Genomic DNA, 24,161 nt, shown 5'->3' on the forward strand with positions numbered 1-24,161 from the left:
TTGCTTGTTTTATGATATTGATATATCAAAAGCTCATATAAAAATTCATCAATAATGAATATCAGTTTTTATGAATCAATGATTTGCAAAATTCAAGCCATGATATTGTGTGGTATAGCTATATATTACCCTGTTGCTAAACCAATAAAATCCTAGAAAAATAATCTAAAGTAGTGGTTCTCAAATAGTTGAAAAATTACTAGAGTAAGTTCAATTCTCCCCTTTATATACTTCGTTTATGCCCTATAGCGCTTTTGATCTCATCACTGTAAAAACCCGTCTGGAACAGGCTCAGCTTGCCGGTTATATTTATCAGCATCAGCAACATATTTTAGTCTTGCAAGAACCCTTCAGTGATGATGGCAAGCCTCTAAATATTTATCTGCAACACGAGCTGACCGCGGATCAAATCGGATTACAGTTTGGTCTGCGTTTGCAAGAAGGTCATTGGGAATTTCTAGTCGGCGTTACTTATAGCAACCAGAACGCAGCTTACGAAATCGGTGCTGGCAACCTCAAAGGTGATCAAAAAGCCTTTAACTTATTATATGCCTTTTATAATTATCCTAAAGCGTTCTATCTGGTGGCATTACCTTTGACGACCAACAGCCAGATTTTGGAGCAAACCTTGCAACAGCAGCTTTTTAAGCAGCCTGATCTCGATTTCCTGAATACTGCAGTCAAGGTCAATCCTATGGGTGAACAGGTTAAATGGATGCAACACTATATTCTGCAACAGACTTTAGATATGAAAGTCCGGATTCAGACTGCCCTGCTTTAGGCTTGAACAAAAAAATTTAGAGATACTCAGTTCGATGTATCTCTATCAAACTCTCAGACAAGCTTAGACAGAATGCCAAATTCCTATTGCCGTTATGACATTACTTGCTCAAACATCCAGTTAACTTATAGTTTATTATTAATTTTAATAGTTCAATAATTATTAAATAATCAATATATTCAATCCTTGTTTATAAGGTTTTTTGTTATTTTTTTGCATACAAAATCAGCAATTACTGTTATCGTTATATCAATAAAAACTTTCAGACACTTTTCCTAAAAACATAATTATAGAGATAAAAAAATGTGGGAACTGTTTACGCATCCATCAAATATCGTATTTAGTATTAGCCTGAGCCTAATGCTGATGTTTGCTGCACTAGAATGTATTCTATTGCTGCTCGGCGGCGGCTCTCAGCATATCTTTGAACAGTTTTTACCTGAAGATCCCCTGCAACCAGAAATAAGTCCGGATCAGTCCCCCGGTGTTTTCAGCAAAGTATTTGACTGGTTATATCTGGGGCGACTGCCTTTATTTATCTGGCTGATTATTTTTCTGACCAGTTATGGTTTGAGTGGTTTATTGATTCAGGGAATATTTGAGCGCCTGACCAGCCAGCTGTTTAACGTCTGGCTGATTTCTCCGGCCTGCCTGTTTCTGTGTATGCCTGTGGTGCGCTTTCTTGCCATGGCCGCCAGTAAGCTCCTGCCCCAAGACGAAACCTCTGCGATTCATAGTGATGAACTCATCGGACGTACCGCGACCATTATTCTCGGAGATGCCAAAGTGAATTCTCCGGCGCAGGCCAAAGTCCGTGATCAACATGGTCAGACCCACTATGTACTGGTCGAACCAGAAAACAATCAAATTTTAAATCAAGGTCAGAATGTAGTTCTAACCCACAAAACCAAGAACGGCTTTCAAGCCATTGCACTTTAATTTTATTTAGCTAGCACTCAATTGAGACTTTATAACAATGTTAACATTTGATTTATATAATATTTTAATTATTGCGGGAATTATTTTTGTGGCATTGGTGACCTTCGGTCTCATCATTGCACGCTTATACCGTCGTTCAAGCAAAGAAATTTCCTTTGTGCGTACCGGTTGGGGTGGTGAAAAAGTGATTTTAGGTGGGGGCGCAATCGTGCTTCCTGTTTTGCATGAAATCATTCCAGTAAATATGAATACCCTACGCCTTGAAGTCCGTCGCGCAGATGATCAGGCACTGATTACCCGTGACCGGATGCGGGTCGATGTCATGGCCGAATTCTATGTACGGGTCAAGCCTACCGCAGATTCAATTGCCACCGCAGCACAAACCCTTGGTCAAAAAACTATGTCACCGAATGAACTGAAAAATCTGGTGGAAGGTAAATTTGTTGATTCACTGCGCGCAGTGGCAGCAGAAATGGCCATGGAAGAACTACATGAAAAACGCGTTGATTTCGTGCAAAAAGTACAGCAAGTCGTTTCGGAAGATTTACATAAAAATGGTCTGGAGCTTGAAACGGTTTCCCTAACCGGACTGGATCAGACCGGATTTAAATACTTCAATCCGCAAAATGCCTTTGATGCTGAAGGCCTGACCAAGCTCACTGAAACCATTGAGGATCGCCGTCGCAAACGTAACCATATCGAACAGGATACCGATCTGGCGATCAAAACCAAAAATCTGGAAGCTGAACAGGCGCGCCTGCAAATTATTCGTGAAGAAGAATATGCCAAACTGCAGCAAGAGCGTGAAATTGCCATTCGCCGTGCTGAACAGCTGGCTGAAATTGCCGCTCAGGAAGCCGGCAAAAAACGTGAAGCAGAAGAAGCACAAATTGCCGCTGAACGAGAAGTCGAACTCAAGCGTATTTTGGCCGCCCGTGATGTCGAAAATGAAAATATTCAAAAGGCCCAGCTGATTCAAAAAGCACAGGTCGAGCAAAAGAAAACCATTGAACTGGCTGAACAGGATCGCGCCATTGCGATTGCGGAAAAATCACGTGCTGAATCTGAAGCTAAAGCTCAAGCCGATCAGGCACGTGCACAAGCGGTAAAAGCGGAAGAAGAAGTCATCACCGTACGTCAAATCCAGCAGGCAGAGCGTCAAAAAGCAGTTGAACTGGTCGCAGCCAAAGAACACGCTGAAAAAGATGCAATTGCCATTACAGTTGCCGCTGAAGCTGGCAAACAGGCGGCAGCAGATGATGCAGAAGCAGTGCGGATTGCGGCTGAGGCTGAAGCAGAAAAAGTCCGCCTGAAGGCCAAGGGTGAAGCGGATGCGAAAATTCTACTGGCTCAGGCAATGGAAAAACAGTATCAGGTCGATGCTGAAGGTACCCGTGCGGTCAATGAAGCCAATAACGTCCTGTCACCTGAACAGGTTGAAATGCAGATTCGTTTAGCTATGCTGAAATACTTGCCTGAAATTATCCGGGAAAGTGTCAAGCCAATGGAAAATATTGATGATATCAAGATTCTTCAAGTGAATGGCCTACATGGCGGTCATGCCGGTGCCTGTCAGGCAGATGCCCATCATGAAGGTAGCAATGTTGCCCTGTCAGATCAGGTGGTGAATAGCGCCCTGCGCTATCGTAGCCAGGCACCGCTCATTGACAGCCTGATGAGTGAGCTTGGTATTCAGGGTGGAGATATCAACGGCATGACTCAGAGCCTTAAAGCTAAAACTTAAAAATAGAATGAGATATAAAAAAGCTCCCATTTGGGAGCTTTTTTATTGAAGGTCTAATGTGAATATCAAACTAAACCTTTATCTTTTAACACTTGCAGCATAGTCGAACCAAGTTCAGCAGGACTACGCGTATACGCCATACCCGCACGTTCAAAGGCAGCAAATTTTTCTTCAGCTGTGCCCTTACCACCTGAAATAATCGCACCTGCGTGACCCATACGTTTGCCTTTAGGTGCAGTTACACCCGCAATATAACCAACAACTGGCTTAGTCACATTCGATTGAATATATTCAGCTGCTTCTTCTTCAGCTGTACCACCAATCTCACCAATCATGATAATGGCTTCAGTTTGCGGATCTTCCTGGAACAATTTCAAGCAATCAATCTGGTTCATGCCCGGAATTGGGTCTCCACCAATACCGATACAAGTCGACTGACCTAAACCGAGTTTTGTGGTTTGCGCCACAGCCTCATAAGTCAGTGTGCCTGAACGCGAAATAATCCCGATTTTACCCGGCTGATGAATATGCCCCGGCATGATCCCGATCTTACATTCACCCGGCGTAATAATACCCGGACAGTTTGGTCCGATCAGACGTGTGCCATTACCATTGGTTTCCAGATAACGCTTGGCTTTGAGCATATCGATGGTCGGTACACCTTCAGTAATCACCACAATTAACTCAATGCCAGAATCAACCGCTTCAACAATAGAATCCAGTACAAAGGGTGCCGGAACATAAATCACCGAAGCATCTGCACCCGTTTCTTTCACCGCTTCACGCATGGTATTAAATACAGGCAATTCTAGATGGGTTTGACCACCTTTACCTGGGGTTACACCACCGACAACTTTGGTACCATAGGCCAGAGCCTGTTCAGAATGGAATGTACCGTTTTTACCTGTAAAGCCCTGTACCAATACTTTAGTGTCTTTATTAACTAATACGCTCATGATCAATACCCCTTTAAGCTTTTACAGCAGCAACGATTTTTTCTGCAGCGTCAGCAAGACCATGTGCAGAAATCAATTTCAAACCTGATTCATCCAGTAATTTTGCACCCAGTTCCGCATTGTTGCCTTCGAGGCGAACAACCACAGGAACGGTCACATTTACTTCCTGAACCGCTGCAATAATTGCTTCAGCAATCATGTCACAACGCACAATTCCACCAAAAATATTAATCAATACACCCTGCACAGAAGTATCTGCCAAGATAATTTTAAAGGCTTCAATCACGCGCTCTTTGGTCGCACCACCACCAACATCCAGGAAGTTGGCTGGTTGACCGCCATAAAGCTTAATAATATCCATGGTTGCCATGGCAAGACCGGCACCATTGACCATACAACCAATGTTACCTTCCAACGCTACATAGTTCAGATCAAACTCAGACGCTTTTAGCTCACGTTCATTTTCCTGAGACTTATCACGTAATGCGGCCACTTCAGGCAAACGGTACAGCGCATTCGAATCAATTCCGATTTTGGCATCAACACACAGAATGTCGCCATTTTCACGCACAGACAACGGATTGATTTCGAAAAGTGCAAAATCATTATCTACAAATGCCTGATAAGCAGCCGTCATGACTTTAACAAACTGATTGATTTGTCCATCTTTGAGTTTAAGTGCAAAAGCAACTTCACGCGCCTGAAATGGCATTAGACCGACTAAAGGATCAACTTCAACTTTAATAATTTTTTCAGGGGTTTCTTCGGCCACTTTCTCAATTTCAACACCACCCTCAGTCGATGCCATAAAAGTGATGCGGCGAGTCGAGCGATCCACCACAGCGCCCAAGTACAGCTCGCGCTCAACCGGATAAACATCCTCAGAGACTAAAATGCTATTGACCGGCTGACCATTGGCATCAGTCTGGTAAGTCACCAAGCGTGAACCAATAATCTGGTTGGCATATTCAGCAGCCTCGGCAGCCGATTTTACCACTTTTACCCCACCAGCCTTACCCCGGCCACCCGCATGCACCTGCGCTTTTAATACTGCAAACTTTCCACCCAACTGCTCGAAAGCATGTACCGTTTCATCGGCATTGGTGGCAAGTATCCCTTCCTGTACAGGCATACCATATTTTTTTAATAGCGCTTTTGCTTGATACTCATGTAAATTCATTGAATAACCTTTTATTACTTCTTTGCCTTGTTATAACCCACTAGCACCCAGACGTCCGTCAAAGCAGTACCAGCATTTCTTAAAATCGTTATCTTTATTTTTAGATGATTGTTCCAATAAAAACAACCATGAAATGTAAAAAGAGCGACCTAAGTCGCTCTTTTTTCGAATTACTTACGCTTACGTTGGATCGCGTGAATCGCACGCCCATCAACTGCAAGTGCAGCTTCATGTACCACTTCAGAGAATGTCGGGTGACCGAAAGTCATCAACTGTAGATCTTCTACTGAAGATACGAACTCAAGTGCGATCATACCTTGGTGAACGATATCAGACGCAGCAGGCCCGATTACGTGCATACCGAGTAGACGGTCAGTTTTTGCATCAGCAACAAACTTCACGAAACCAGCATTTTCACCAGCAGCCATTGCACGACCGTTCGCAGCAAAGCCGAATTGACCAGTTTTTACTTCATGGCCTTTTTCTTTTGCTTGCTCTTCTGTTAAACCTACCCACGCCGCTTCTGGGTGTGTGTAAATTACAGAAATAATCGTGTCGTAGTTCACTTGTGCAGCATGACCGTGAATACGCTCAACTGCCATTACGCCTTCTTCCATTGCTTTATGTGCAAGCATTGGACCACGTACCAAGTCACCAATTGCGTATACGCCCTCAACTGAAGTTGCACACCAATCGTTGACTTCAACCAAACCACGTTCAGTCAGTTTGATACCGCAATCATCAGCCAATAGACCTTCTGCATAAGCACGACGGCCTACACAAACGATCAACTTGTCGAAAGTTTGAGTTTTGTCTTCGCCACCTTGAGTGTACTTAACCGTAACTTCACGACCGTTAACTTCAGTGCCAGCAACTTTCGCGCCTACACGGATATCAAGACCTTGTTTAGTCAAAACTTTTTGGTAGTCTTTTGCCAATGCTTTGTCAGCCATTGGTAAGAATGCATCCATTGCTTCAAATACAACAACTTCCGCACCCAAACGACGCCATACAGAACCAAGTTCTAAACCGATTACGCCCGCACCAATTACACCTAAACGCTTAGGTACTTCTTGGAATTCAAGCGCGCCAGTAGAGTCAACAATGATGTCTTGATCTACAGGAGCCACAGGAATATTTACCGGTACAGAACCAGTCGCAAGAATCACGTACTTAGGTTCTAAAATTTGAGTTTCGCCTTCGTGAGACACAAACTCAACTTTTTTACCAGCAAGGAGTTTACCCGTACCTTTTAACCATTCAATACCGTTACCTTTAAGCAGGCCATCGATACCCATAGTCAATTGGTTTACGATTTTGTCTTTACGAGCAAGTAATTTTTCAAGGTCAAACTTCACTTCACCTGTAGTAATACCGTGGTCATCTAGGTGATGAACGGTATCTTCATAACGATGAGAAGAGTCAAGTAATGCTTTAGACGGAATACAACCCACGTTCAAGCAAGTACCGCCTAAAGAGGGTTTACCTTTATGAATACGTTTTTCAATACACGCAACTTTGAAACCAAGTTGAGCTGCACGAATTGCTGCTTCGTAGCCGCCCGGGCCACCACCAATTACGACTAAATCGAATTGAGACATGTTTATCTCCAACTAATCCCCCTTATTAATCCCCCTTTTCCAAAGGGGGATCTTCCCCTCTTTTTAAAGAGGGGTTAGGGGAGATTTTTAATGAATAAATTACAGATCAAGGATCAGACGCGCTGGCTCTTCTAACAATTCTTTGATTGTTACAAGGAAACCGACTGCTTCTTTACCATCGATTAAACGGTGGTCATAAGACAGTGCAAGGTACATCATTGGCAAGATTTCTACTTGACCATTCACCGCCATCGGACGTTCCTGGATTTTATGCATACCCAGAATCGCAGTTTGTGGTGTATTTAGAATTGGTGTAGAAAGCAATGAACCGAAAGTACCACCATTAGTAATAGTGAATGTACCGCCAGTCATATCTTCGATACCCAGTTTACCGTCACGTGCCTTGCCAGCATATGCACGGATGCCGTTTTCAACTTCAGCATAGTTCATGCGGTCTGTATCACGAAGTACAGGAACCACTAGACCACGCTCAGATGAAACTGCAACACCAATGTCGTAGTAACCGTGATACACGATGTCATCGCCATCAATTGAAGCATTTACCGCTGGATAGCGTTTAAGTGCTTCAGTTGCTGCTTTAACGAAGAATGACATGAAGCCAAGACGCGCACCATGACGCTTCTCGAATGCATCTTTGTATTGAGCACGCATTTCCATGATTGGTTTCATGTTCACTTCGTTGAACGTAGTCAACATTGCAGTTTCTTGAGTCGCTGCAAGTAAACGTTCAGCAACACGCTTACGAAGGCGAGTCATAGGAACACGTTTTTCGATACGCTCGCCCACTGCAACGCTTAATGGTTGCGCTGCAGGTGCTGCCGGTTTCGCTTGATGATTTGCCACATCTTCTTTCGTGATGCGACCGCCACGGCCTGTACCTGCAACGTCAGCAGCTGCAACACCAGATTCAGTCAATGCTTTACGCACTGCTGGAGCCTGATCCTGTACTTGTTGACGTTCAACGATCGGTGCATTACCCGCTTCAGTTTGCGCAGCAGCTTGTTCAACTTTCTCTTCAGACTGAACTGCTTGAGTTTGCGTAGCGCCAGAAACAGCACCTTCTTCAAACTGTGCAATGACTTCAGCTGAAAGAACAGTATCGCCTTCACCTTTAATAATAGATGCAAGTGTACCGTCTGCAGGAGCAACAACTTCTAAAACAACTTTATCAGTCTCAATATCGCAGATCACTTCATCACGTGACACTGCTTCACCTGGTTGTTTGTGCCAAGTTGCGATCGTACCGTCCGCAACTGACTCTGGGAATACCGGTGCTTTAATTTCGGTTGCCATTACTTAGAATCTCCTGGATTATTCAGCGTCGATCGCAAGCGCGTCGTTGATGAGCTGAGCTTGTTGTTTTGCATGCAAATATGGTGAACCACATGCCGGTGCAGCAGAAGCTTCACGGCCTGCATAGCTAATACGTACTTGTTTACCCGCTTTCATCACGTCGTCATATAGACGCGGTGCGATGAACAACCAAGCGCCTTGGTTCTTCGGTTCTTCTTGCGCCCAAACAAGTTCTTTAACGTTTGGATATTGCGCAAGCACTTCTGCCAGGCGTTTTTCTGGGTATGGATATAATTGTTCAATACGTACAATTGCAGTGTTGTTCAATTCTTTTTCACGACGTTTTTCAACTAGGTCGTAATACACCTTACCACCACACAGAACCAGACGGGTTACATCTGACTTGTTGATGTTGTCTACTTCATCAATCACGGTTTGGAATGTACCGTTTGCAAGCTCTTCAAGGCTAGATACAGCAAGCTTGTGACGAAGTAAAGATTTCGGCGAAGTAACAATCAATGGCTTACGGATTGGACGAATCGCTTGACGACGTAATGCGTGGAAAATCTGCGCAGGCGTAGTCGGTGTGATGACTTGCATGTTGTCTTCAGCACATAGCTGCAAGAAACGTTCCAAACGTGCAGATGAATGTTCTGGACCTTGACCTTCAAAACCGTGTGGAAGAAGCATAGTTAAGCCACATACACGCTCCCATTTGGTTTCACCAGATGAGATGAACTGGTCAATGACAACCTGTGCACAGTTTGCGAAGTCACCGAATTGTGCTTCCCAGATGATCAAACTCTTAGGAAGAGTCGTCGCATAACCATATTCAAATGCCAATACAGCCATTTCTGACAACAAAGAGTCATAGATTGCAGTACGCGGCTGGTTTTCTTTCAGGTTACACAGTGGAAGATAAGTTGAACCATCTACCTGATTATGCAGTTTTGCATGACGGTGTGAGAAAGTACCACGACCTACGTCTTCACCCGTTAAACGAAGCAAGTAACCATCATCTAGTACAGTTGCATACGCCAGAGTTTCAGCAGCACCCCAGTTCAGAGGCATTTCACCCGTTTGCATTTTCAGACGGTCATCAATTACTTTTGCAACTTGACGCTGCATCACGAAGCCTTCAGGAAGCTCACGCATTTTCTTGCCAAGCTCTTTTAGACGTTCGATTGGGAAAGTTGTATCCCACTCGTCTGTGTACTCATGACCTAAGTAAGGAGTCCAATCCACAAACATTTTTTTGTTTGGTTCAAGTACCAGTGCATTGGCAACGTGATTACCCGCTTCCAGGTCTGCACGGTAGTTTTCAACCATCTGATCTGCACTTGCACGATCAAGAACACCCTGTTGCACCAGTTGATCCGCATAAAGCGTACGCGTAGTCGCTTTCTTGTTGATCACTTGATACATCATTGGTTGAGTTGCAGCTGGCTCATCCGCTTCGTTATGACCACGACGACGGTAGCAGAACATGTCAATCACAACGTCTTTACGGAACGTATGACGGAAATCATGTGCCAATTGTGAAATGAACACCACAGCTTCAGGATCATCACCATTGACATGGAAGATCGGTGCCTGAATCATTTTTGCGATGTCAGTACAGTATTCAGTAGAACGCGCGTCACGTGGATCAGATGTCGTGAAACCAACCTGGTTGTTAATCACAATGTGCACTGTACCACCCACGGTATAACCGCGAGTTTGTGACATCTGGAAAGTTTCCTGGTTGACGCCCTGACCTGCAAATGCAGCATCACCGTGTACGATTAATGGCAATACGTCATCGCCGCCAATGTCTTTACGACGTACTTGACGTGCACGTACTGAACCTTCAACCACAGGGCCAACGATTTCAAGGTGTGACGGGTTAAACGCCAATGCCAAGTGAACTTCGCCGCCCGGAGTCATGACGTTTGAAGAGAAGCCTTGGTGATACTTAACGTCACCAGAACCTTTCTTATGAATAGATTTACCTTCGAACTCACCAAACAGGTCAGCCGGGTTCTTACCCATGATGTTAACAAGAAGGTTTAAACGGCCACGGTGAGGCATACCGATCACAACTTCTTTACAGCCTACAGAACCTGCACGCTGAATAATTTCGTTGACCATCGGGATGAATGCTTCACCACCTTCAACGCCGAAACGTTTGGCACCAACGAATTTATTACCAAGATATTTTTCTAGGCCTTCAGCTGCAGTTAAACGCTCAAGGACATGTTTCTTTTGATCAGCATTGAAGCCATATTGACCGCGTGCACTTTCTAGACGTTGTTGAATCCAACGTTTTTCTTTGGTGTCCACGATGTGCATGTATTCAGCACCGATTGAACCACAGTAAGTGGCTTCCATTGACTGAACCATTTCAGCCAAAGTCGCTTCTTCTTTACCGATCGCCAGGTTACCAGTATTGAATACTGTGTCTAAGTCAGACTGAGTCAAACCATGCGCAGCAAGATCTAGATCAGGCACAACTTCACGCTTCGCCAAACCTAATGGATCCAGTTTTGCTTTCTGGTGGCCACGGTTACGGTACGCAGCAATCAGCTGTAGCACGCCAATTTGACGACGTTCATGCTCTGAGCTGACTGTCGACTGAACAATAGGCTGAATACGGCTTGAATTGCGACCTAAAAGTAGGAATTGCTCACGTACATTACTGTGTGGTTGATCACCTTTTGGGAATTTATCGAAGTACGCTCTCCAGTCAGCACCCACTGAGTCTGGAGCAGTCAGATACTGCTCATAAAGTTCTTCAATATACGCTGCACTATCAGCGGAAAGTTCAGTGTCAAGACGCAGAGCGTCAGCAACTTCTTGCATTTGTGGACCCATTTCCTATTGCAAAAACATTTTCAGGATGCTTTTTAAGCAAAACCCAGGATTATTAGCATCAAATTGGTAATATGATACTAGTCCCCCATAAGGCATAAGCCATGAGGCGTTATCACCACACCAAGAAAATCTTGATATGTTTAATGAACAATAACGCCCCTCAGCGGCATCATCACTCATTGAATACCCGATCGAAACCGGGCAATTTTTTGCAAATCGACTTAGAAAAAAGCAAGCATTAACAAAGATTTTTTCTAAAGCGACTCGGGTCTACCTTTATATACCAGTCCCTGATTATGCAGTGTTTAAAAAATGTACCTGGCGTGGCATTTTTTAAACATAGTCATGGGCTAAATGCTAACATAATCTCAACTTTTCAATTGATTTTTTTGACACATACCTTCCATAAATTGGCTAAATACAGTTCAGATATTTTACTCTAATATATGGTGCTTTATCTCAAAAATAGATTCAATGTAGACTTAAGTCCTAAGCATTTCCGATAAATAAAAAGAGAGCAAACCTTTCAATCCACTCCCTCCTTAAATTTCCGTTATATAATAACATCGTTCTTGCTATTTTTCAGGTCAGTTTTACATCTAAAAATCATAAATACCCAAAATAATCACATGTTCTTCTTATATGGCGCTCAAAGCCCTTACCCTTTTCCTGACTGTTTCACTCAACTTTATACATTTTAAGTATAGGGTCTTTATTTTTATCTTATGATTTCTTAACTTTTCCAATAGTTTGCATAAAAAAAGCACACCCAAAGATGTGCTTTTTTCTAAACTACTAGAAGCAGCCTATTAACCTGCCATATCTAAAAGCATATTACGGATGTGGCCGATTGCCTTAGTAGGGTTCAAGCCTTTAGGACATACAGATACACAGTTCATGATGCCTTTACAACGGAACAATGAGAATGGATCGTCAAGACGAGCCAAACGCTCTTGTGTACCCGTATCACGCGAGTCAATGATGAAGCGGTAAGCATTCAACAATGCTGAAGGACCCAAGAACTTGTCCGGGTTCCACCAGAATGACGGGCATGAAGTTGAACAGCATGCACATAGAATACATTCATACAGACCATCAAGATGCTCACGCTCTTCAGGAGACTGTAAACGTTCCTTAGGAGGCGCAGGCTGGTTGTTAATTAAGAATGGATGGATCTTGTTGTACTGATCATAGAACTGGTTCATGTCAACCACCAGATCTTTCACTACAGGAAGACCAGGCAATGGACGAACAGTAATTTCATTTGGTAAATCGTTCAGGTTCCAAAGACACGCCAAACCGTTTTTACCATTGATGTTCACGCCATCAGAACCACAAATACCTTCACGACATGAACGACGGAACGTTAAAGTCTCGTCCTGTACTTTCAATGCAAGAAGTGCGTCAAGCAACATACGGTGCTTATCAGTCAGTTCAAGTTTGAAAGTTTGCATGTACGGTGCTTTATCCTTGTCAGGATCGTAGCGGTAGATATGAAATGTACGAGTACCTCTACTCATCTGAATTCTCCTGATTAGAATGTACGTGGTTTAGGTGGAATCGCGTCAACCGACAATGGACGGTAACGAACTGGCTTGTACTCTAGACGGTTATCCGCAGAGAACCATAAAGTGTGCTTCATCCACTCATCATCACGACGACCATATGGGTATTCAGCATGGTCTGGAGACTCTTCAAAGTCTACAACCGTATGTGCACCACGGCATTCTTTACGAGCAGCAGCTGAAATAAGCGTTGCTTTCGCAACTTCATACAAGTTTTCAACTTCAAGTGCTTCAATACGTGCAGTGTTAAATACTTTAGATTTGTCTTTCAAGTGAATGTTGCGTACGCGCGGTTCAATTGCAAGAATCTGCTTCACACCTTCGTCCAGAAGCGCAGATGTACGGAATACACCAGCGTGATCTTGAACGATATCACGGATTGCATCAGCAACGTCTTGAGCATTCTCACCTGTAGTCGATTCGTCAAGTTTACGAATACGTTCAACAGTTTCTTGAAGCACAGTTGTTGGAAGTGGCTCATATTCACCATCGTGCTGTTTAGTAACATATTCAATGATATGTTGACCAGCGGCCTTACCAAATACAACCAAGTCAAGCAATGAGTTCGTACCTAGACGGTTTGCACCGTGTACAGATACACATGAACATTCACCGATTGCATAGAAACCTTTTACTGGCTTAGCAAAGTCACGACCTTCAGCATTGGTAGAGTAAACGTCGGTGTCTTTGTTGTAGTTAGCAACAAGCGCTTCTGTTTCAGGAGACTCAGGAACAACCACCTGACCATGAATGTTCGTTGGAATACCACCCATTTGGTAATGGATTGTTGGTACTACAGGAATTGGCTCTTTAGTGATGTCAACGTTCGCGAATTTCTTACCAATCTCGAATACAGATGGAAGACGCTTCATGATTGTGTCAGCACCCAAATGCGTCATATCAAGCAGGATATAATCGCCTTTAGGACCACAACCACGACCTTCTTTGATCTCTTGGTCCATAGAACGTGATACGAAGTCACGTGGCGCCAAGTCTTTCAAAGTTGGTGCATAACGTTCCATGAACGGTTCGCCGTCTTTGTTACGAAGGATTGCACCTTCACCACGACAACCTTCAGTTAACAATACGCCTGCGCCCGCAACACCCGTTGGGTGGAATTGCCAGAATTCCATATCTTGTAATGGAATACCTGCACGAGCTGCCATACCAAGACCGTCACCAGTGTTGATATAAGCATTTGTAGATGCACGGTAAACACGACCAGCACCACCAGTAGCAAACAAAGTCGCTTTTGCTTGGAATACCGCAATTTTACCAGTTTCCTGATCAATTGCTGTAACACCTAAAACGTCGCCTTTTTCGTTACGGATCAGGTCAAGCGCAATCCATTCAACGAAGAACTGAGTACCCATTTTCACGTTGCTTTGATAAAGCGTGTGAAGAAGTGCGTGACCGGTACGGTCGGCAGCAGCACATGCACGTGGCACAGCTTTTTCACCGTAGTTTGCTGAGTGACCACCGAATGGACGTTGGTAAATTGTACCGTCAGCATTACGGTCAAATGGCATACCCAGGTGTTCAAGTTCATAAACCACTTGAGGCGCTTCACGAGTCATGAACTCGATTGCGTCTTGGTCACCTAACCAGTCCGAACCTTTAACTGTGTCGTAGAAGTGGTAGTGCCAGTTATCTTCTTGCATGTTACCAAGAGATGCACCAATACCACCCTGCGCTGCAACAGTGTGCGAACGGGTTGGGAATACTTTAGTCAGAACCGCAACTTTCAAACCAGCTTGAGCAAGTTGGTAAGACGCACGCATACCTGAACCACCACCACCAACGATGACAGCATCGAAAGTTTCGTGTGGAATATTTGTGTAATCTTCTTTAGGGTTTATAGCGCCCATGATTGTTTCCTATCAATTCGCCCAAAAAATCTGGATCGCCCAGATTGCATATGCAAGTACAGCAATGATCACTGCTGAAGTCAGTACAAGGCGTAAACCTGAAGCTGAAGGACCCATTTGACGAGTAGTCACATAATCCGTGAATACCTGCCACATGCCGATCCATGCGTGTGCAACAAGAGATAAGACCGCCAACAAAGACATGATCTTCATTGGAACTGTCATCATAAAGCCGTACCACTGTTCGAAGTTGAAACCACCATTCAGTAGAATCCAACCCAGTACAACAACGGTATAAACAGCTAGAACTACAGCACTAACACGTTGGAGAAACCAATCGCGAGAACCTGAACCTGTTAAACCAGTAGCGCTTTTCATTAGAGTACGATCCATACAAATGCTGCAACAATACCGATTGCAGACAAGATTAATGCGATAGTAGATGCAACACGGCCACTTTCTAGTTCTTCAGCAACGCCAATGTCAGCAAGTAAATGCTTAACACCCGCAATAAAGTGAAAAATCATGCCGGCGACAAATACCCATACAATAAAGCGAACAATGAAACCGTTAAAGATTTCTTGAACTTGCGCAAAACCTTCAGGCGAAGACAATGACTTGTCTAAAATCCATAGAAGGACCGGTACGAGTAAGAATACGATAACACCTGAAAGACGGTGTAGAATTGATGCAATAGCCACGGGTGATTTTAAGTTTACTTCTAAAACTTGACCCATGGACAAATTGACAGGTCTGTTGCTTTTCACAGCGGGCATCCTGTAAGTAAAAACTCCATCCGGAGTTTGTTGGAATTAATTCGAAGGAAAGCTGGCATTCTCAGGCAAATACATGCCTAAAATCAAAACGACACTGAATTATAAAACGTGAACTATTAAAATACAAACGGCTGAATTTGGCTTTTTGGATAAAAAACCATTAAATAAGAATCATTAACAACAATAAGTCAGACTTTATATATTATTCCACCCTTTCAATTCCTATCTATATGATTGTTTTTAAATAATTAAGATGATTAATTTACTCGGTTTTCAGCCTACAGGATCATGTTTGAGTTTTAGACTAAAGATGCACAGTTCCATCACAAATATTATTTAAATCTCTTTTTAATTCAGATTTAAATCAAGTGTCTAGATTTAACAGACCAATTGCCCCAATTCATCAGCAGCGCAGTGATTCAGATAACCTGATGTTAAATAGCGACTTAGTACACCACACGATGGGTTTTTCAATCGATTTGAAGCATTTAGATTCAAAAAATCATTCATTTATTTTTATACTGCTTACCTTTGCTGCAAAACTGGCCATTTATTAAGCTACTTTTTAATCAATTGAACCATATTCAAAATTCAATTAATTGCTTTTATTTATAATTCTACCTGTTAAATTCAGCTTGGTAAAAACGATGTAAGTTATGAGATTTATATAGTTTTAAGCATGTTCACCTTAATCTCTCACTATTTTCGCCTGCATTTCTTGCTAGGAAAAAACGCTTACAAATGCCCCAAGCAGTCTATTTTTTTCTGCACCTCTGCATCAATTTGACTTATTATAGAGGTTTGATGCTGTGATTTTACTGAACTTTTTATACTGAGCGAATGTGACTAAACCGCTGTGCGGCCGTCATTTTTTCATCCATAAGTATAATTGACAAAATTTCAGTACTCACTAATCTTATAGCAAATTTTTGATCCGTCCGTTTTGTGCATTAAAAGATTGATAGACAAAGCGGATATACATTCACCAGGACAGGAGATCTATTGAATGTCTGAAGCAACTGGCAAGAAAGCCGTTTTACAGCTTGATGGCAAAGAAATTGAACTACCAATTTACAGCGGCACATTGGGCCCAGATGTAATCGACGTTAAAGATGTGTTGGCTGCAGGTCACTTTACTTTTGATCCTGGTTTTATGGCGACAGCTGCGTGCGAGTCTAAAATCACGTTCATCGATGGTAACAAAGGTGTACTTTTACACCGCGGCTACCCAATCGATCAATTGGCGACTAAAGCTGATTACCTGGAAACTTGCTATTTATTGTTAAATGGCGAACTTCCAACTGCTGAGCAAAAAGAAGAATTTGACGCTAAAGTACGTAACCATACGATGGTTCACGATCAAGTTAGCCGTTTCTACAATGGTTTCCGTCGTGATGCGCATCCTATGGCGATCATGGTAGGTGTGGTTGGTGCGTTGTCTGCGTTCTATCACAACAACCTTGACATCGAAGATGTGAACCATCGTGAAATCACTGCGATTCGTTTAATCGCGAAGATTCCTACGCTGGCGGCTTGGAGCTACAAGTACACCATTGGTCAACCATTCGTTTACCCACGTAATGACCTTGGTTATGCAGAAAACTTCCTGCACATGATGTTTGCTACTCCTGCAGATCGTGATTACAAAGTTGATCCGATCCTTGCAAAAGCAATGGACCGTATCTTCACGCTTCATGCTGACCACGAACAAAATGCTTCTACGTCTACCGTACGTTTAGCTGGTTCTACTGGTGCTAACCCGTATGCATGTATCGCTGCTGGTATCTCTGCACTTTGGGGTCCTGCTCATGGCGGCGCGAACGAAGCTGTTCTTAAGATGCTTGACGAAATCGGCACTGTAGAAAACGTTGCTGGCTTCATGGAAAAAGTGAAGACTAAAGAAGTTAAACTGATGGGCTTTGGTCACCGAGTTTACAAAAACTTCGATCCACGCGCGAAAGTAATGAAAGAAACTTGTGACGAAGTTCTTGGTGCACTTGGCATCAATGATCCACAGCTTGCATTGGCTATGGAACTTGAACGTATCGCACTTTCTGACGAATACTTCATCAAGCGTAACCTTTACCCGAACGTAGACTTCTACTCAGGTATCATCCTTAAAGCGATTGGTATCCCGACTGAAATGTTTACTGTGATCTTCGCGCTTGCACGTACTGTTGGCTGGATCAGCCACTGGTTAGAAATGCACAGCGGTCCTTACAAGATCGGTCGTCCTCGTCAACTTTACACTGGCGAAGTTCAACGCGATATCGTTCGTTAATTCGAACCGCGTCGAAAGACTCAAGAAAACCACCCACCCGGGTGGTTTTTTTAGCACTGACAAAAGCCTACAAAAATTTGATCTGAAACGTTTTAAAATGAATATATGAAAATTATATTCACGGATTAAGTCACCTAAAAACAGGACGTATATTGAATGCTGTTGTATTTTCTGCCCTTTATTTTGAGACTGGTTCGTTTTGAACAGTTTAAGTGCCGCAGTTTAACGTCTGGTGAAATCAAAATTTCCCAACGAGTATTTGGCAACCTGATCGATTATTCCCGCGTTAAAATCATGAATCACCCCTACCTGCCCTGGCAATCCAAACATGTCATTATGGCGCCCAGTGGCTACATCCATGTACGCAATTTAAATTATCGGGAAGATTATTCGCGCGAGAGTTTATCTTATCAGGCACTATTTATTCATGAGATGGCGCATATTTATCAGCACCAATGTCAGATCAATGTGCTTTTAAAAGGGGCATTTTTACAAAGTGCTTATTTTCTCAGCTTGGGAAAATATAATCCGTACAAATATCAATTTAATCCCAACAAATCATTTTCAACCTACAATATTGAACAACAAGGCGATATTGCCCGGGATATTTTTCTAAAAAAAATTCCGAATATTATTTTAAATCCAAAAATAAACAGATGATATTTAATCAGTTTAATTCCAAACAATATAGCTAAAGCATATTTTAAAAGCCAAAATTTAGATTTCAGTCTTTAAATCTACATAAGCCTAGATGCATAAAAAATCAGCATATTTTCTAATTTTATATAATAACTTTTTTCACTCAATGCCTGTTCTGCTAAATCAACTCTAGCTTATCGATAAAATTTCGATAAAATAGGCCGGTATGATTATTTTGCATCGCACATTAAGATTCAATGATCATGCGATAAAAAGTTTTTTTATTTAAGCCATTTGGCATTTTATGAATATCGAAGTGCACTCAACTGAATAATTAGAATTATAAAAATCAGTAATTTAGTGTATCAACCTATAGGAATAGGATTTACTTGGAATGAAAAGTTTTAAAATTGCGATTGCTCAATTCTCTCCACATGTGGGCAATCTGGATGCAAATACGCAAAAAATGATTGATCTGGCCAATCAGGCTAAAAAAGATAAAGCGGATCTGATTATCTTTCCTGAACTTTCAACATTGGGCTATCCTGCAGAAGACTTATTAATTCGCCCAAGTCTGGTGAAACGCACCAAAGCGGCTTTTGAAAAACTAACTGAAGTAAAAGATATTGTCATGGTCTTTGGTTTTGTTAATCAAACTGAAGATGGTCAGCGTTATAACTCGGCTGCTGTCATGAAAGATGGCGAAGTACTGGGTGTTTATAACAAACAAGTATTGCCAAACTATGGCGTATTTGATGAAAAGCGTTATTTTGGCGAAGGTCATCAGCACTTGGTTTTTGAGTATCTTGGACATAAATTTGGCGTACTGATCTGTGAAGATGTCTGGTCTTTGGCGACTGTTCAGCAACTGGCAAAATTGAATATCGACACAGCTTTGGTACTGAATGCCTCGCCATATGAAGTGGGTAAACCACAACATCGCATTGAAACCATGGCGGCCTTGGTCAAACAGCTAAATATCAATCTGGTGTACTGTAACCAGGTCGGTGGCCAAGATGATCTGATCTTTGACGGTACCAGTTTTGTGCTCAACAAATCTGGCGAGGTGGCTTTACAGGCACCAACTTTCCAGGAAAATCTGGCAATTGCAGAATTTAATGCTGAACAACTGCAATTCAGCAAAGGTGCAATTGCACCTGCTTTAGACACCATGGCTGAGATTTATCAAAGCCTGGTCATGGCTACACGTGATTATGTACAGCGTTCTGGCTTCCCAGGTGTGATTCTGGGACTGTCTGGCGGCATTGACTCTGCCCTGACCCTAGCGATTGCTGTAGATGCGCTTGGCGCAGACAAAGTTCAAGCTGTGATGATGCCATATACTTATACCGCACAAATCAGTGTCGAAGATGCAGCGGCTCAAGCCAAAAATATGGGCGTGACTTTCGGTATTGCCGAAATCAATCCTGTGGTAAGCGGCTTTATGCAGGTGCTGTTCCCATTCTTTGGTAATGTTCCAGTCGATGCCACCGAAGAAAACCTGCAAGCACGTTCACGTGGCACCTTATTAATGGCCCTGTCTAACAAATTCGGTAATCTGGTGCTGGCAACCGGTAATAAGTCTGAACTAGCTGTCGGTTATTGCACCCTGTATGGCGATATGGTCGGTGGTTATGCAGTTCTGAAAGATGTGTATAAAACTATTGTGTTTGAACTGGCGAAATATCGTAACAGCATTTCAGAAACTCCAGTGATTCCGGAACGTGTGATTACCCGTCCACCTTCAGCAGAACTGCGTCCAGATCAGGTCGATCAAGACTCTTTACCTGCCTATGACATTCTAGATGCGATCTTGTACTCTTATATTGAAGAAGATATGAGTCAAGACGATATCATTGCCAAAGGCTTTGATGCTGAAGTCGTGAAAAAAGTGATTCGTCTGGTTGATATCAATGAGTACAAGCGCCGCCAAGGTGCCATTGGGCCACGTATCAGTTCACGTTCTTATGGCCGTGAGCGTCGTTATCCAATCGTCAATGGATGGAAAGCAGGTAGCTAAATTCTGCTCTCAATGATGTAAATCAGAATCGTCCAAGTGAATGCTTGGGCGATTTTTTTATGCGACAGTAAAATGAAGATCAGACTCAATATTAAGGAAAAATGATGTTTTGAGAAATCTGAAAAAATTAGTGGATGCTTCAAATATTTTTTATAGTTTGCAGTACTTTTTAAAAGACAAAAAAAGAGACCAAGCTGAGAGCTTGGTCTTTTAAAATGGTGGCTATGACGAGACTTGAACTTGTGACCCCCGCATTATGAGTGCGGTGCTCTAACCAACTGAGCTACATAGCCGTAAACTGTGTGCGCATTATCGTAATTTCAGCTTCTATCGTCAAGCATTTTAAAACACAAATGTTCAGTCTTTATGCAAATACGGAATAAACTTTTAAATTTTAAACAAAAAAGGTTTTTTTAGTATGTAATTCACGCATTCATAGCACCCTTTAATTCTTCGAGGATTCATCAAATGTATAAAATTAAAATATCTATTTTACTCATTGGCCTTTCAAGTCTGAGTGCCTGCCAGATCATCTCGCCTATTTTCGTAGATTATAATGGCGTCAGACGTGATGTGGCACAGTGGATTAATCAGCAGCAACTGATGAGCATGCAGCAAAAACGATCTTTGGCACAACTCAGCAGAGCACAGCAGAAAATCGAGCCCTATCCGGAATATGAGCAGAGTCAACGACTGGCGGTAACCCGGGAAAATCAGATTGCATTACATTGTGCGCGTTTACATGTGACAGAACATAAAATCCGGCAGCTACAGCAAAAAATTTATGCAGGTGAAACTCAAACAATTTTAAATCGTTATGAACAGCTGTCACCGCAAATAAAATTAGACCCGACCTCTATTCGATGTGATTAATCACTGTCTTAAGCTATCACATTAATTACATATAAATTATTAACTTAGGCTAAATAAACAACTCGGTTCAATAGCTCTAAACAGGTGCTTTATTCTTTAATCTATTAGACATTATACCTATGTATTTACTTGGTTTTATTTTTATACAATACAGGCTATGATCAAAGTATAAACAACTATTCGTACCCGGTTTAACGCGTCATAATTTTATAACTCTAAATTCCCCTTAGGAGAATTCTAATGCCTTTTGAACATATTTTAGTACCTGTTGACGGTTCAGAAACATCGTATGCTGCAGTAGATAAAGCTGTAGAAATTGCCAAAGCATTTAACAGTAAAGTCACAGTGGTTCAAGTGCTAGCGCTGGACCCTTATATCGCTGCAGAATATATCTCTGCGGCACAAACCAATGACCTGATTGAACGTGCCCGCACTTCCATCCTGAAAACGCTGGATGAAGCCAAAGCAAAATTCTCTGGTGCCGGTGTTGAAGTTGATACACAGCTCCTTGAGGGTCAGGTAATTTATAGCGAGATTGTCAAAGCAGCTAAAGATTTAAATTCTGACCTGATCGTGATTGGTTCTCATGGCCGTACTGGCTTCAAAAAACTGTTTCTTGGCAGCGTAGCGCAAAGCATTCTCGGCCAAGCGGATATTCCAGTAATGGTGATTCGCAACTAAATCATCTTTAAAATCCCCACTTTTCACCAAGTGGGGATTTTTATATCTCTACTCGACCATCCCATTGATAGCGTTTTAAATCCACTCGATCACCTCTAAAACAAATTCCTTCCTGCATAAGTTTTTGCTGCTGGATATTCTGGCCATATTCGTCCAGTTGCTTCACACTGATTTTCGCTTGAGCATTGATGACCCGATACCAAGGAATATCAGTGTCCAAATCTAGATGACTTAATACCCGTCCGACCAATCGCGCATGTTTGGGTAAACCTGCCAGCCTGGCAATCTGTCCGTAGGTGGCGACTTTGGCATATGGAATCTGATTGACCACAGCCAAAATCATTTCTACCATTTCCTGACTAGCTGAACTTGTCTTGGTCATTTTCATCTCATTAATAGCTCATTTAAATCAAAAATCACAATTCACCCCAGTAAATAAGCTAGATGATAATAATCAAACCTGATTGAAAGACACTGATTCAAGCTCTCTCATCTCACGATAGAAATAATCCGGCAGCATCTTGATCTTTTAAGTTTTATCTTTAGAAATTATCCGGATTTTCTAAGCGTTTTACTTCCTGAACCTTATCTGGATGATGCACCGTGGCGACTCCATCTGCATCTTTCTGATCAATCAGAATCTCTGGCTGAAAGATAGTGATGGTCTCATTTCCTTTGGCATCTTCCCCGACAATATAGCGAAAACCCTTACGATTCATTTTATGGCACATGCGTTGATACCAGCCTTTAAAGCCCTGCGTCGCTTCATTGGGATTATAATAAAACGCATTCATGACCGCAGGCAGGCCCAAGCCGCACACCACACCGGACAGCAGTACCACAATAAAGGTGTAACCCACTAGAATACTGCTATAGGCTTCTAGCTGAGGAACATTGGCGACCGCCAGAATTAAAGCCAAGGAAATCCCGCCCCGTACTCCGCCCCAAGACAGGATGGTCAAACTGCCGTTATAGCTTTTCTTGCTGACTTTTGGGAACATGGCAAAGGCCAGATAGTTGGCTGCAAAACGGGCCAGATGTAGAATCACAAAAGCCACCATTCCGCCCAGAACCAGACTGGTACTCAAGTCCAGAATAAACAATTCTAGACCAATCAGGGTAAACAGGAATGAATTGATAATTCCCTCAACCGTATGCCAGAAATGATTAACGTCACCAATTTCAGCATCTGCCAGGATTTCTTTCCATTTATTGCCAACAATCAAACCACCAATCACACAGGCAATTGGCGCGGAAGCATGTGCCAGCAAAGCCACCAGATAGGAACCACAAGCCAGCAAGGCCGTGGTCAAAATCAGAGATTCCATTTCATGCTTACCGCGCAAAATCCGCAAGATCGCAAAACCGAATCCGAGACCAATCAGCACCGCCACGACAATTTCATAAAGCAAGGTTTGCAGCACTGCCAGTACCGTAAAGTTTTCACCTTGCAGAACATTGAGCAAGGTCATAAATAAGGCAATACACATTGCATCATTAAACAGTGATTCGCCTTCAAGCTTGACAATCAAATGATGCGGTGCGCGAACCGAACTCAATACGCCTTTGATGCCGATCGGATCTGTGGCGCCCAAGGCCGCCCCTAACAAGAGCAAAACCAGCAGGTCAACATGTTTACCAATCAGGAACTGATAACCATACAACACCACACCAAAGAACACTGCACAGAACACCAAAGCCAGACCAGCCAAAATACTGATCGGCCGCCAGTGGTTACGCAAATCTGAGACCTTAAACTTCAGCGCAGATGAAGTCAGGATAAAACAGATCACACCATTGATCAGAAAATCATAGAAATCGACGTGACGAACAGCCTGCTCGATATTGTCAATATTGATGCTAAAGAATGGATTACCATGCAGTAAACTGGCGCCCCACTGCAAAATGAAAACAAAGATTGCAGAGACAATAGGGACACCGATCGCTTGCGGAAAGCCTAAAACGCGCTTATTAAACATGGTCGTGGCAATAGACAGAGCAAAGACCACCGTGAGTAGCTGAAGAAAAAAGAAATTTCCCATTCGGTTTCCTAAAATCGGGCGATATGGAGCACTATGCGCCGAGAGGCG

General features: G+C 42.7%; 19 protein-coding genes and 1 tRNA gene. 8 read left to right on the plus strand and 12 right to left on the minus strand.

The window, feature by feature from the left end; translation table 11 throughout:
• Window positions 1-238 precede the first annotated feature (238 nt).
• The 3 genes from NI462_RS03895 (at window position 239) to NI462_RS03905 (ending at window position 3,464) form a co-directional block, all read left to right on the plus strand.
• On the plus strand, window positions 239-781 hold the full coding sequence (locus NI462_RS03895) for a hypothetical protein (protein ID WP_086044008.1): 543 nt from the start codon (window positions 239-241) through the stop codon (window positions 779-781).
• 303 nt (window positions 782-1,084) lie between these two features.
• On the plus strand, window positions 1,085-1,720 hold the full coding sequence (locus tag NI462_RS03900) for a YqiJ family protein (protein ID WP_005107512.1): 636 nt from the start codon (window positions 1,085-1,087) through the stop codon (window positions 1,718-1,720).
• Window positions 1,721-1,757: 37 nt separating this feature from the next.
• Window positions 1,758-3,464 (plus strand): flotillin family protein, encoded by a 1,707-nt coding sequence (locus tag NI462_RS03905; RefSeq protein WP_071850590.1) that lies wholly within the window; start codon window positions 1,758-1,760, stop codon window positions 3,462-3,464.
• 65 nt (window positions 3,465-3,529) lie between these two features.
• On the opposite strand, the gene sucD is transcribed toward NI462_RS03905, so the two are convergent.
• From sucD to sdhC, 9 genes are all read right to left on the minus strand, one after another.
• Window positions 3,530-4,420 carry a succinate--CoA ligase subunit alpha gene (gene sucD, locus NI462_RS03910; protein ID WP_004646291.1) on the minus strand — a complete coding sequence of 297 codons (891 nt, stop codon included), beginning with the start codon at window positions 4,418-4,420 and terminating at the stop codon, window positions 3,530-3,532.
• A gap of 13 nt (window positions 4,421-4,433) precedes the next feature.
• Window positions 4,434-5,600 carry an ADP-forming succinate--CoA ligase subunit beta gene (gene sucC / locus NI462_RS03915; protein ID WP_253159194.1) on the minus strand — a complete coding sequence of 389 codons (1,167 nt, stop codon included), beginning with the start codon at window positions 5,598-5,600 and terminating at the stop codon, window positions 4,434-4,436.
• A 170-nt stretch (window positions 5,601-5,770) separates the two neighbouring features.
• On the minus strand, window positions 5,771-7,201 hold the full coding sequence (gene lpdA / locus NI462_RS03920) for a dihydrolipoyl dehydrogenase (protein WP_253159196.1): 1,431 nt from the start codon (window positions 7,199-7,201) through the stop codon (window positions 5,771-5,773).
• A gap of 99 nt (window positions 7,202-7,300) precedes the next feature.
• The gene (gene odhB / locus NI462_RS03925; protein WP_004279435.1) at window positions 7,301-8,515 is read right to left on the minus strand and encodes a 2-oxoglutarate dehydrogenase complex dihydrolipoyllysine-residue succinyltransferase; all 1,215 of its coding nucleotides are present in this window, start codon (window positions 8,513-8,515) and stop codon (window positions 7,301-7,303) included.
• An 18-nt stretch (window positions 8,516-8,533) separates the two neighbouring features.
• The gene (locus tag NI462_RS03930) at window positions 8,534-11,356 is read right to left on the minus strand and encodes a 2-oxoglutarate dehydrogenase E1 component (protein WP_004279434.1); all 2,823 of its coding nucleotides are present in this window, start codon (window positions 11,354-11,356) and stop codon (window positions 8,534-8,536) included.
• Window positions 11,357-12,177: 821 nt separating this feature from the next.
• Window positions 12,178-12,888: a succinate dehydrogenase iron-sulfur subunit gene (locus NI462_RS03935; protein WP_004279433.1), complete on the minus strand. Its 711-nt coding sequence runs from the start codon at window positions 12,886-12,888 to the stop codon at window positions 12,178-12,180.
• A gap of 14 nt (window positions 12,889-12,902) precedes the next feature.
• Window positions 12,903-14,801, minus strand: coding sequence for an FAD-binding protein (locus NI462_RS03940; protein ID WP_004279432.1), 1,899 nt, complete (start codon window positions 14,799-14,801; stop codon window positions 12,903-12,905).
• A 12-nt stretch (window positions 14,802-14,813) separates the two neighbouring features.
• On the minus strand, window positions 14,814-15,179 hold the full coding sequence (gene sdhD, locus NI462_RS03945) for a succinate dehydrogenase, hydrophobic membrane anchor protein (protein ID WP_004279431.1): 366 nt from the start codon (window positions 15,177-15,179) through the stop codon (window positions 14,814-14,816).
• Window positions 15,179-15,577: a succinate dehydrogenase, cytochrome b556 subunit gene (gene sdhC / locus NI462_RS03950; protein WP_004279430.1), complete on the minus strand. Its 399-nt coding sequence runs from the start codon at window positions 15,575-15,577 to the stop codon at window positions 15,179-15,181. The genes sdhD and sdhC overlap by 1 nt, the downstream gene beginning before the upstream one ends.
• Window positions 15,578-16,583: 1,006 nt before the next feature.
• Between sdhC and gltA the strand changes: the two genes are divergently transcribed.
• The 3 genes from gltA to NI462_RS03965 all read left to right on the plus strand — a co-directional run bounded on the left by gltA (window position 16,584) and on the right by NI462_RS03965 (window position 20,517).
• Window positions 16,584-17,858, plus strand: a complete 1,275-nt coding sequence (gene gltA, locus NI462_RS03955; RefSeq protein WP_004279429.1) for a citrate synthase — start codon at window positions 16,584-16,586, stop codon at window positions 17,856-17,858.
• Between the two features lie 156 nt (window positions 17,859-18,014).
• Window positions 18,015-18,518, plus strand: a complete 504-nt coding sequence (locus NI462_RS03960; protein ID WP_071850587.1) for a hypothetical protein — start codon at window positions 18,015-18,017, stop codon at window positions 18,516-18,518.
• Between the two features lie 373 nt (window positions 18,519-18,891).
• The gene (locus NI462_RS03965; protein WP_005104644.1) at window positions 18,892-20,517 is read left to right on the plus strand and encodes an NAD+ synthase; all 1,626 of its coding nucleotides are present in this window, start codon (window positions 18,892-18,894) and stop codon (window positions 20,515-20,517) included.
• A gap of 216 nt (window positions 20,518-20,733) precedes the next feature.
• Here NI462_RS03965 and NI462_RS03970 read toward each other — a convergent pair.
• A tRNA-Met gene (locus tag NI462_RS03970) sits at window positions 20,734-20,810 on the minus strand.
• 175 nt (window positions 20,811-20,985) lie between these two features.
• Here NI462_RS03970 and NI462_RS03975 point away from each other — a divergent pair.
• The gene (locus NI462_RS03975; RefSeq protein WP_180086573.1) at window positions 20,986-21,390 is read left to right on the plus strand and encodes a hypothetical protein; all 405 of its coding nucleotides are present in this window, start codon (window positions 20,986-20,988) and stop codon (window positions 21,388-21,390) included.
• A 240-nt stretch (window positions 21,391-21,630) separates the two neighbouring features.
• Window positions 21,631-22,071, plus strand: a complete 441-nt coding sequence (locus NI462_RS03980) for a universal stress protein (RefSeq protein ID WP_004279425.1) — start codon at window positions 21,631-21,633, stop codon at window positions 22,069-22,071.
• Window positions 22,072-22,111: 40 nt separating this feature from the next.
• Here the strand turns inward: NI462_RS03980 and NI462_RS03985 are convergent, their stop codons facing one another.
• Together NI462_RS03985 and NI462_RS03990 are read right to left on the minus strand one after the other, a co-directional pair.
• Window positions 22,112-22,453: an MGMT family protein gene (locus NI462_RS03985; RefSeq protein WP_253159198.1), complete on the minus strand. Its 342-nt coding sequence runs from the start codon at window positions 22,451-22,453 to the stop codon at window positions 22,112-22,114.
• A 160-nt stretch (window positions 22,454-22,613) separates the two neighbouring features.
• Window positions 22,614-24,113, minus strand: a complete 1,500-nt coding sequence (locus tag NI462_RS03990; RefSeq protein WP_253159200.1) for a cation:proton antiporter — start codon at window positions 24,111-24,113, stop codon at window positions 22,614-22,616.
• Window positions 24,114-24,161: the final 48 nt, after the last annotated feature.

Source organism: Acinetobacter lwoffii (assembly GCF_024129715.1).
Taxonomy (GTDB): Bacteria; Pseudomonadota; Gammaproteobacteria; order Pseudomonadales; family Moraxellaceae; genus Acinetobacter; species Acinetobacter lwoffii_U.

Excerpts from the sequence above, each read along its gene's own strand:
- NI462_RS03895 (WP_086044008.1), top strand. The coding sequence starts at position 239 with ATGCCCTATAGCGCTTTTGATCTCATCACTGTAAAAACCCGTCTGGAA.
- NI462_RS03900 (WP_005107512.1), top strand. The coding sequence starts at position 1,085 with ATGTGGGAACTGTTTACGCATCCATCAAATATCGTATTTAGTATTAGC.
- NI462_RS03905 (WP_071850590.1), top strand. The coding sequence starts at position 1,758 with ATGTTAACATTTGATTTATATAATATTTTAATTATTGCGGGAATTATT.
- sucD (WP_004646291.1), bottom strand. The coding sequence starts at position 4,420 with ATGAGCGTATTAGTTAATAAAGACACTAAAGTATTGGTACAGGGCTTT.
- sucC (WP_253159194.1), bottom strand. The coding sequence starts at position 5,600 with ATGAATTTACATGAGTATCAAGCAAAAGCGCTATTAAAAAAATATGGT.
- lpdA (WP_253159196.1), bottom strand. The coding sequence starts at position 7,201 with ATGTCTCAATTCGATTTAGTCGTAATTGGTGGTGGCCCGGGCGGCTAC.
- odhB (WP_004279435.1), bottom strand. The coding sequence starts at position 8,515 with ATGGCAACCGAAATTAAAGCACCGGTATTCCCAGAGTCAGTTGCGGAC.
- NI462_RS03930 (WP_004279434.1), bottom strand. The coding sequence starts at position 11,356 with ATGCAAGAAGTTGCTGACGCTCTGCGTCTTGACACTGAACTTTCCGCT.
- NI462_RS03935 (WP_004279433.1), bottom strand. The coding sequence starts at position 12,888 with ATGAGTAGAGGTACTCGTACATTTCATATCTACCGCTACGATCCTGAC.
- NI462_RS03940 (WP_004279432.1), bottom strand. The coding sequence starts at position 14,801 with ATGGGCGCTATAAACCCTAAAGAAGATTACACAAATATTCCACACGAA.
- sdhD (WP_004279431.1), bottom strand. The coding sequence starts at position 15,179 with ATGAAAAGCGCTACTGGTTTAACAGGTTCAGGTTCTCGCGATTGGTTT.
- sdhC (WP_004279430.1), bottom strand. The coding sequence starts at position 15,577 with ATGCCCGCTGTGAAAAGCAACAGACCTGTCAATTTGTCCATGGGTCAA.
- gltA (WP_004279429.1), top strand. The coding sequence starts at position 16,584 with ATGTCTGAAGCAACTGGCAAGAAAGCCGTTTTACAGCTTGATGGCAAA.
- NI462_RS03960 (WP_071850587.1), top strand. The coding sequence starts at position 18,015 with ATGCTGTTGTATTTTCTGCCCTTTATTTTGAGACTGGTTCGTTTTGAA.
- NI462_RS03965 (WP_005104644.1), top strand. The coding sequence starts at position 18,892 with ATGAAAAGTTTTAAAATTGCGATTGCTCAATTCTCTCCACATGTGGGC.
- NI462_RS03975 (WP_180086573.1), top strand. The coding sequence starts at position 20,986 with ATGTATAAAATTAAAATATCTATTTTACTCATTGGCCTTTCAAGTCTG.
- NI462_RS03980 (WP_004279425.1), top strand. The coding sequence starts at position 21,631 with ATGCCTTTTGAACATATTTTAGTACCTGTTGACGGTTCAGAAACATCG.
- NI462_RS03985 (WP_253159198.1), bottom strand. The coding sequence starts at position 22,453 with ATGACCAAGACAAGTTCAGCTAGTCAGGAAATGGTAGAAATGATTTTG.
- NI462_RS03990 (WP_253159200.1), bottom strand. The coding sequence starts at position 24,113 with ATGGGAAATTTCTTTTTTCTTCAGCTACTCACGGTGGTCTTTGCTCTG.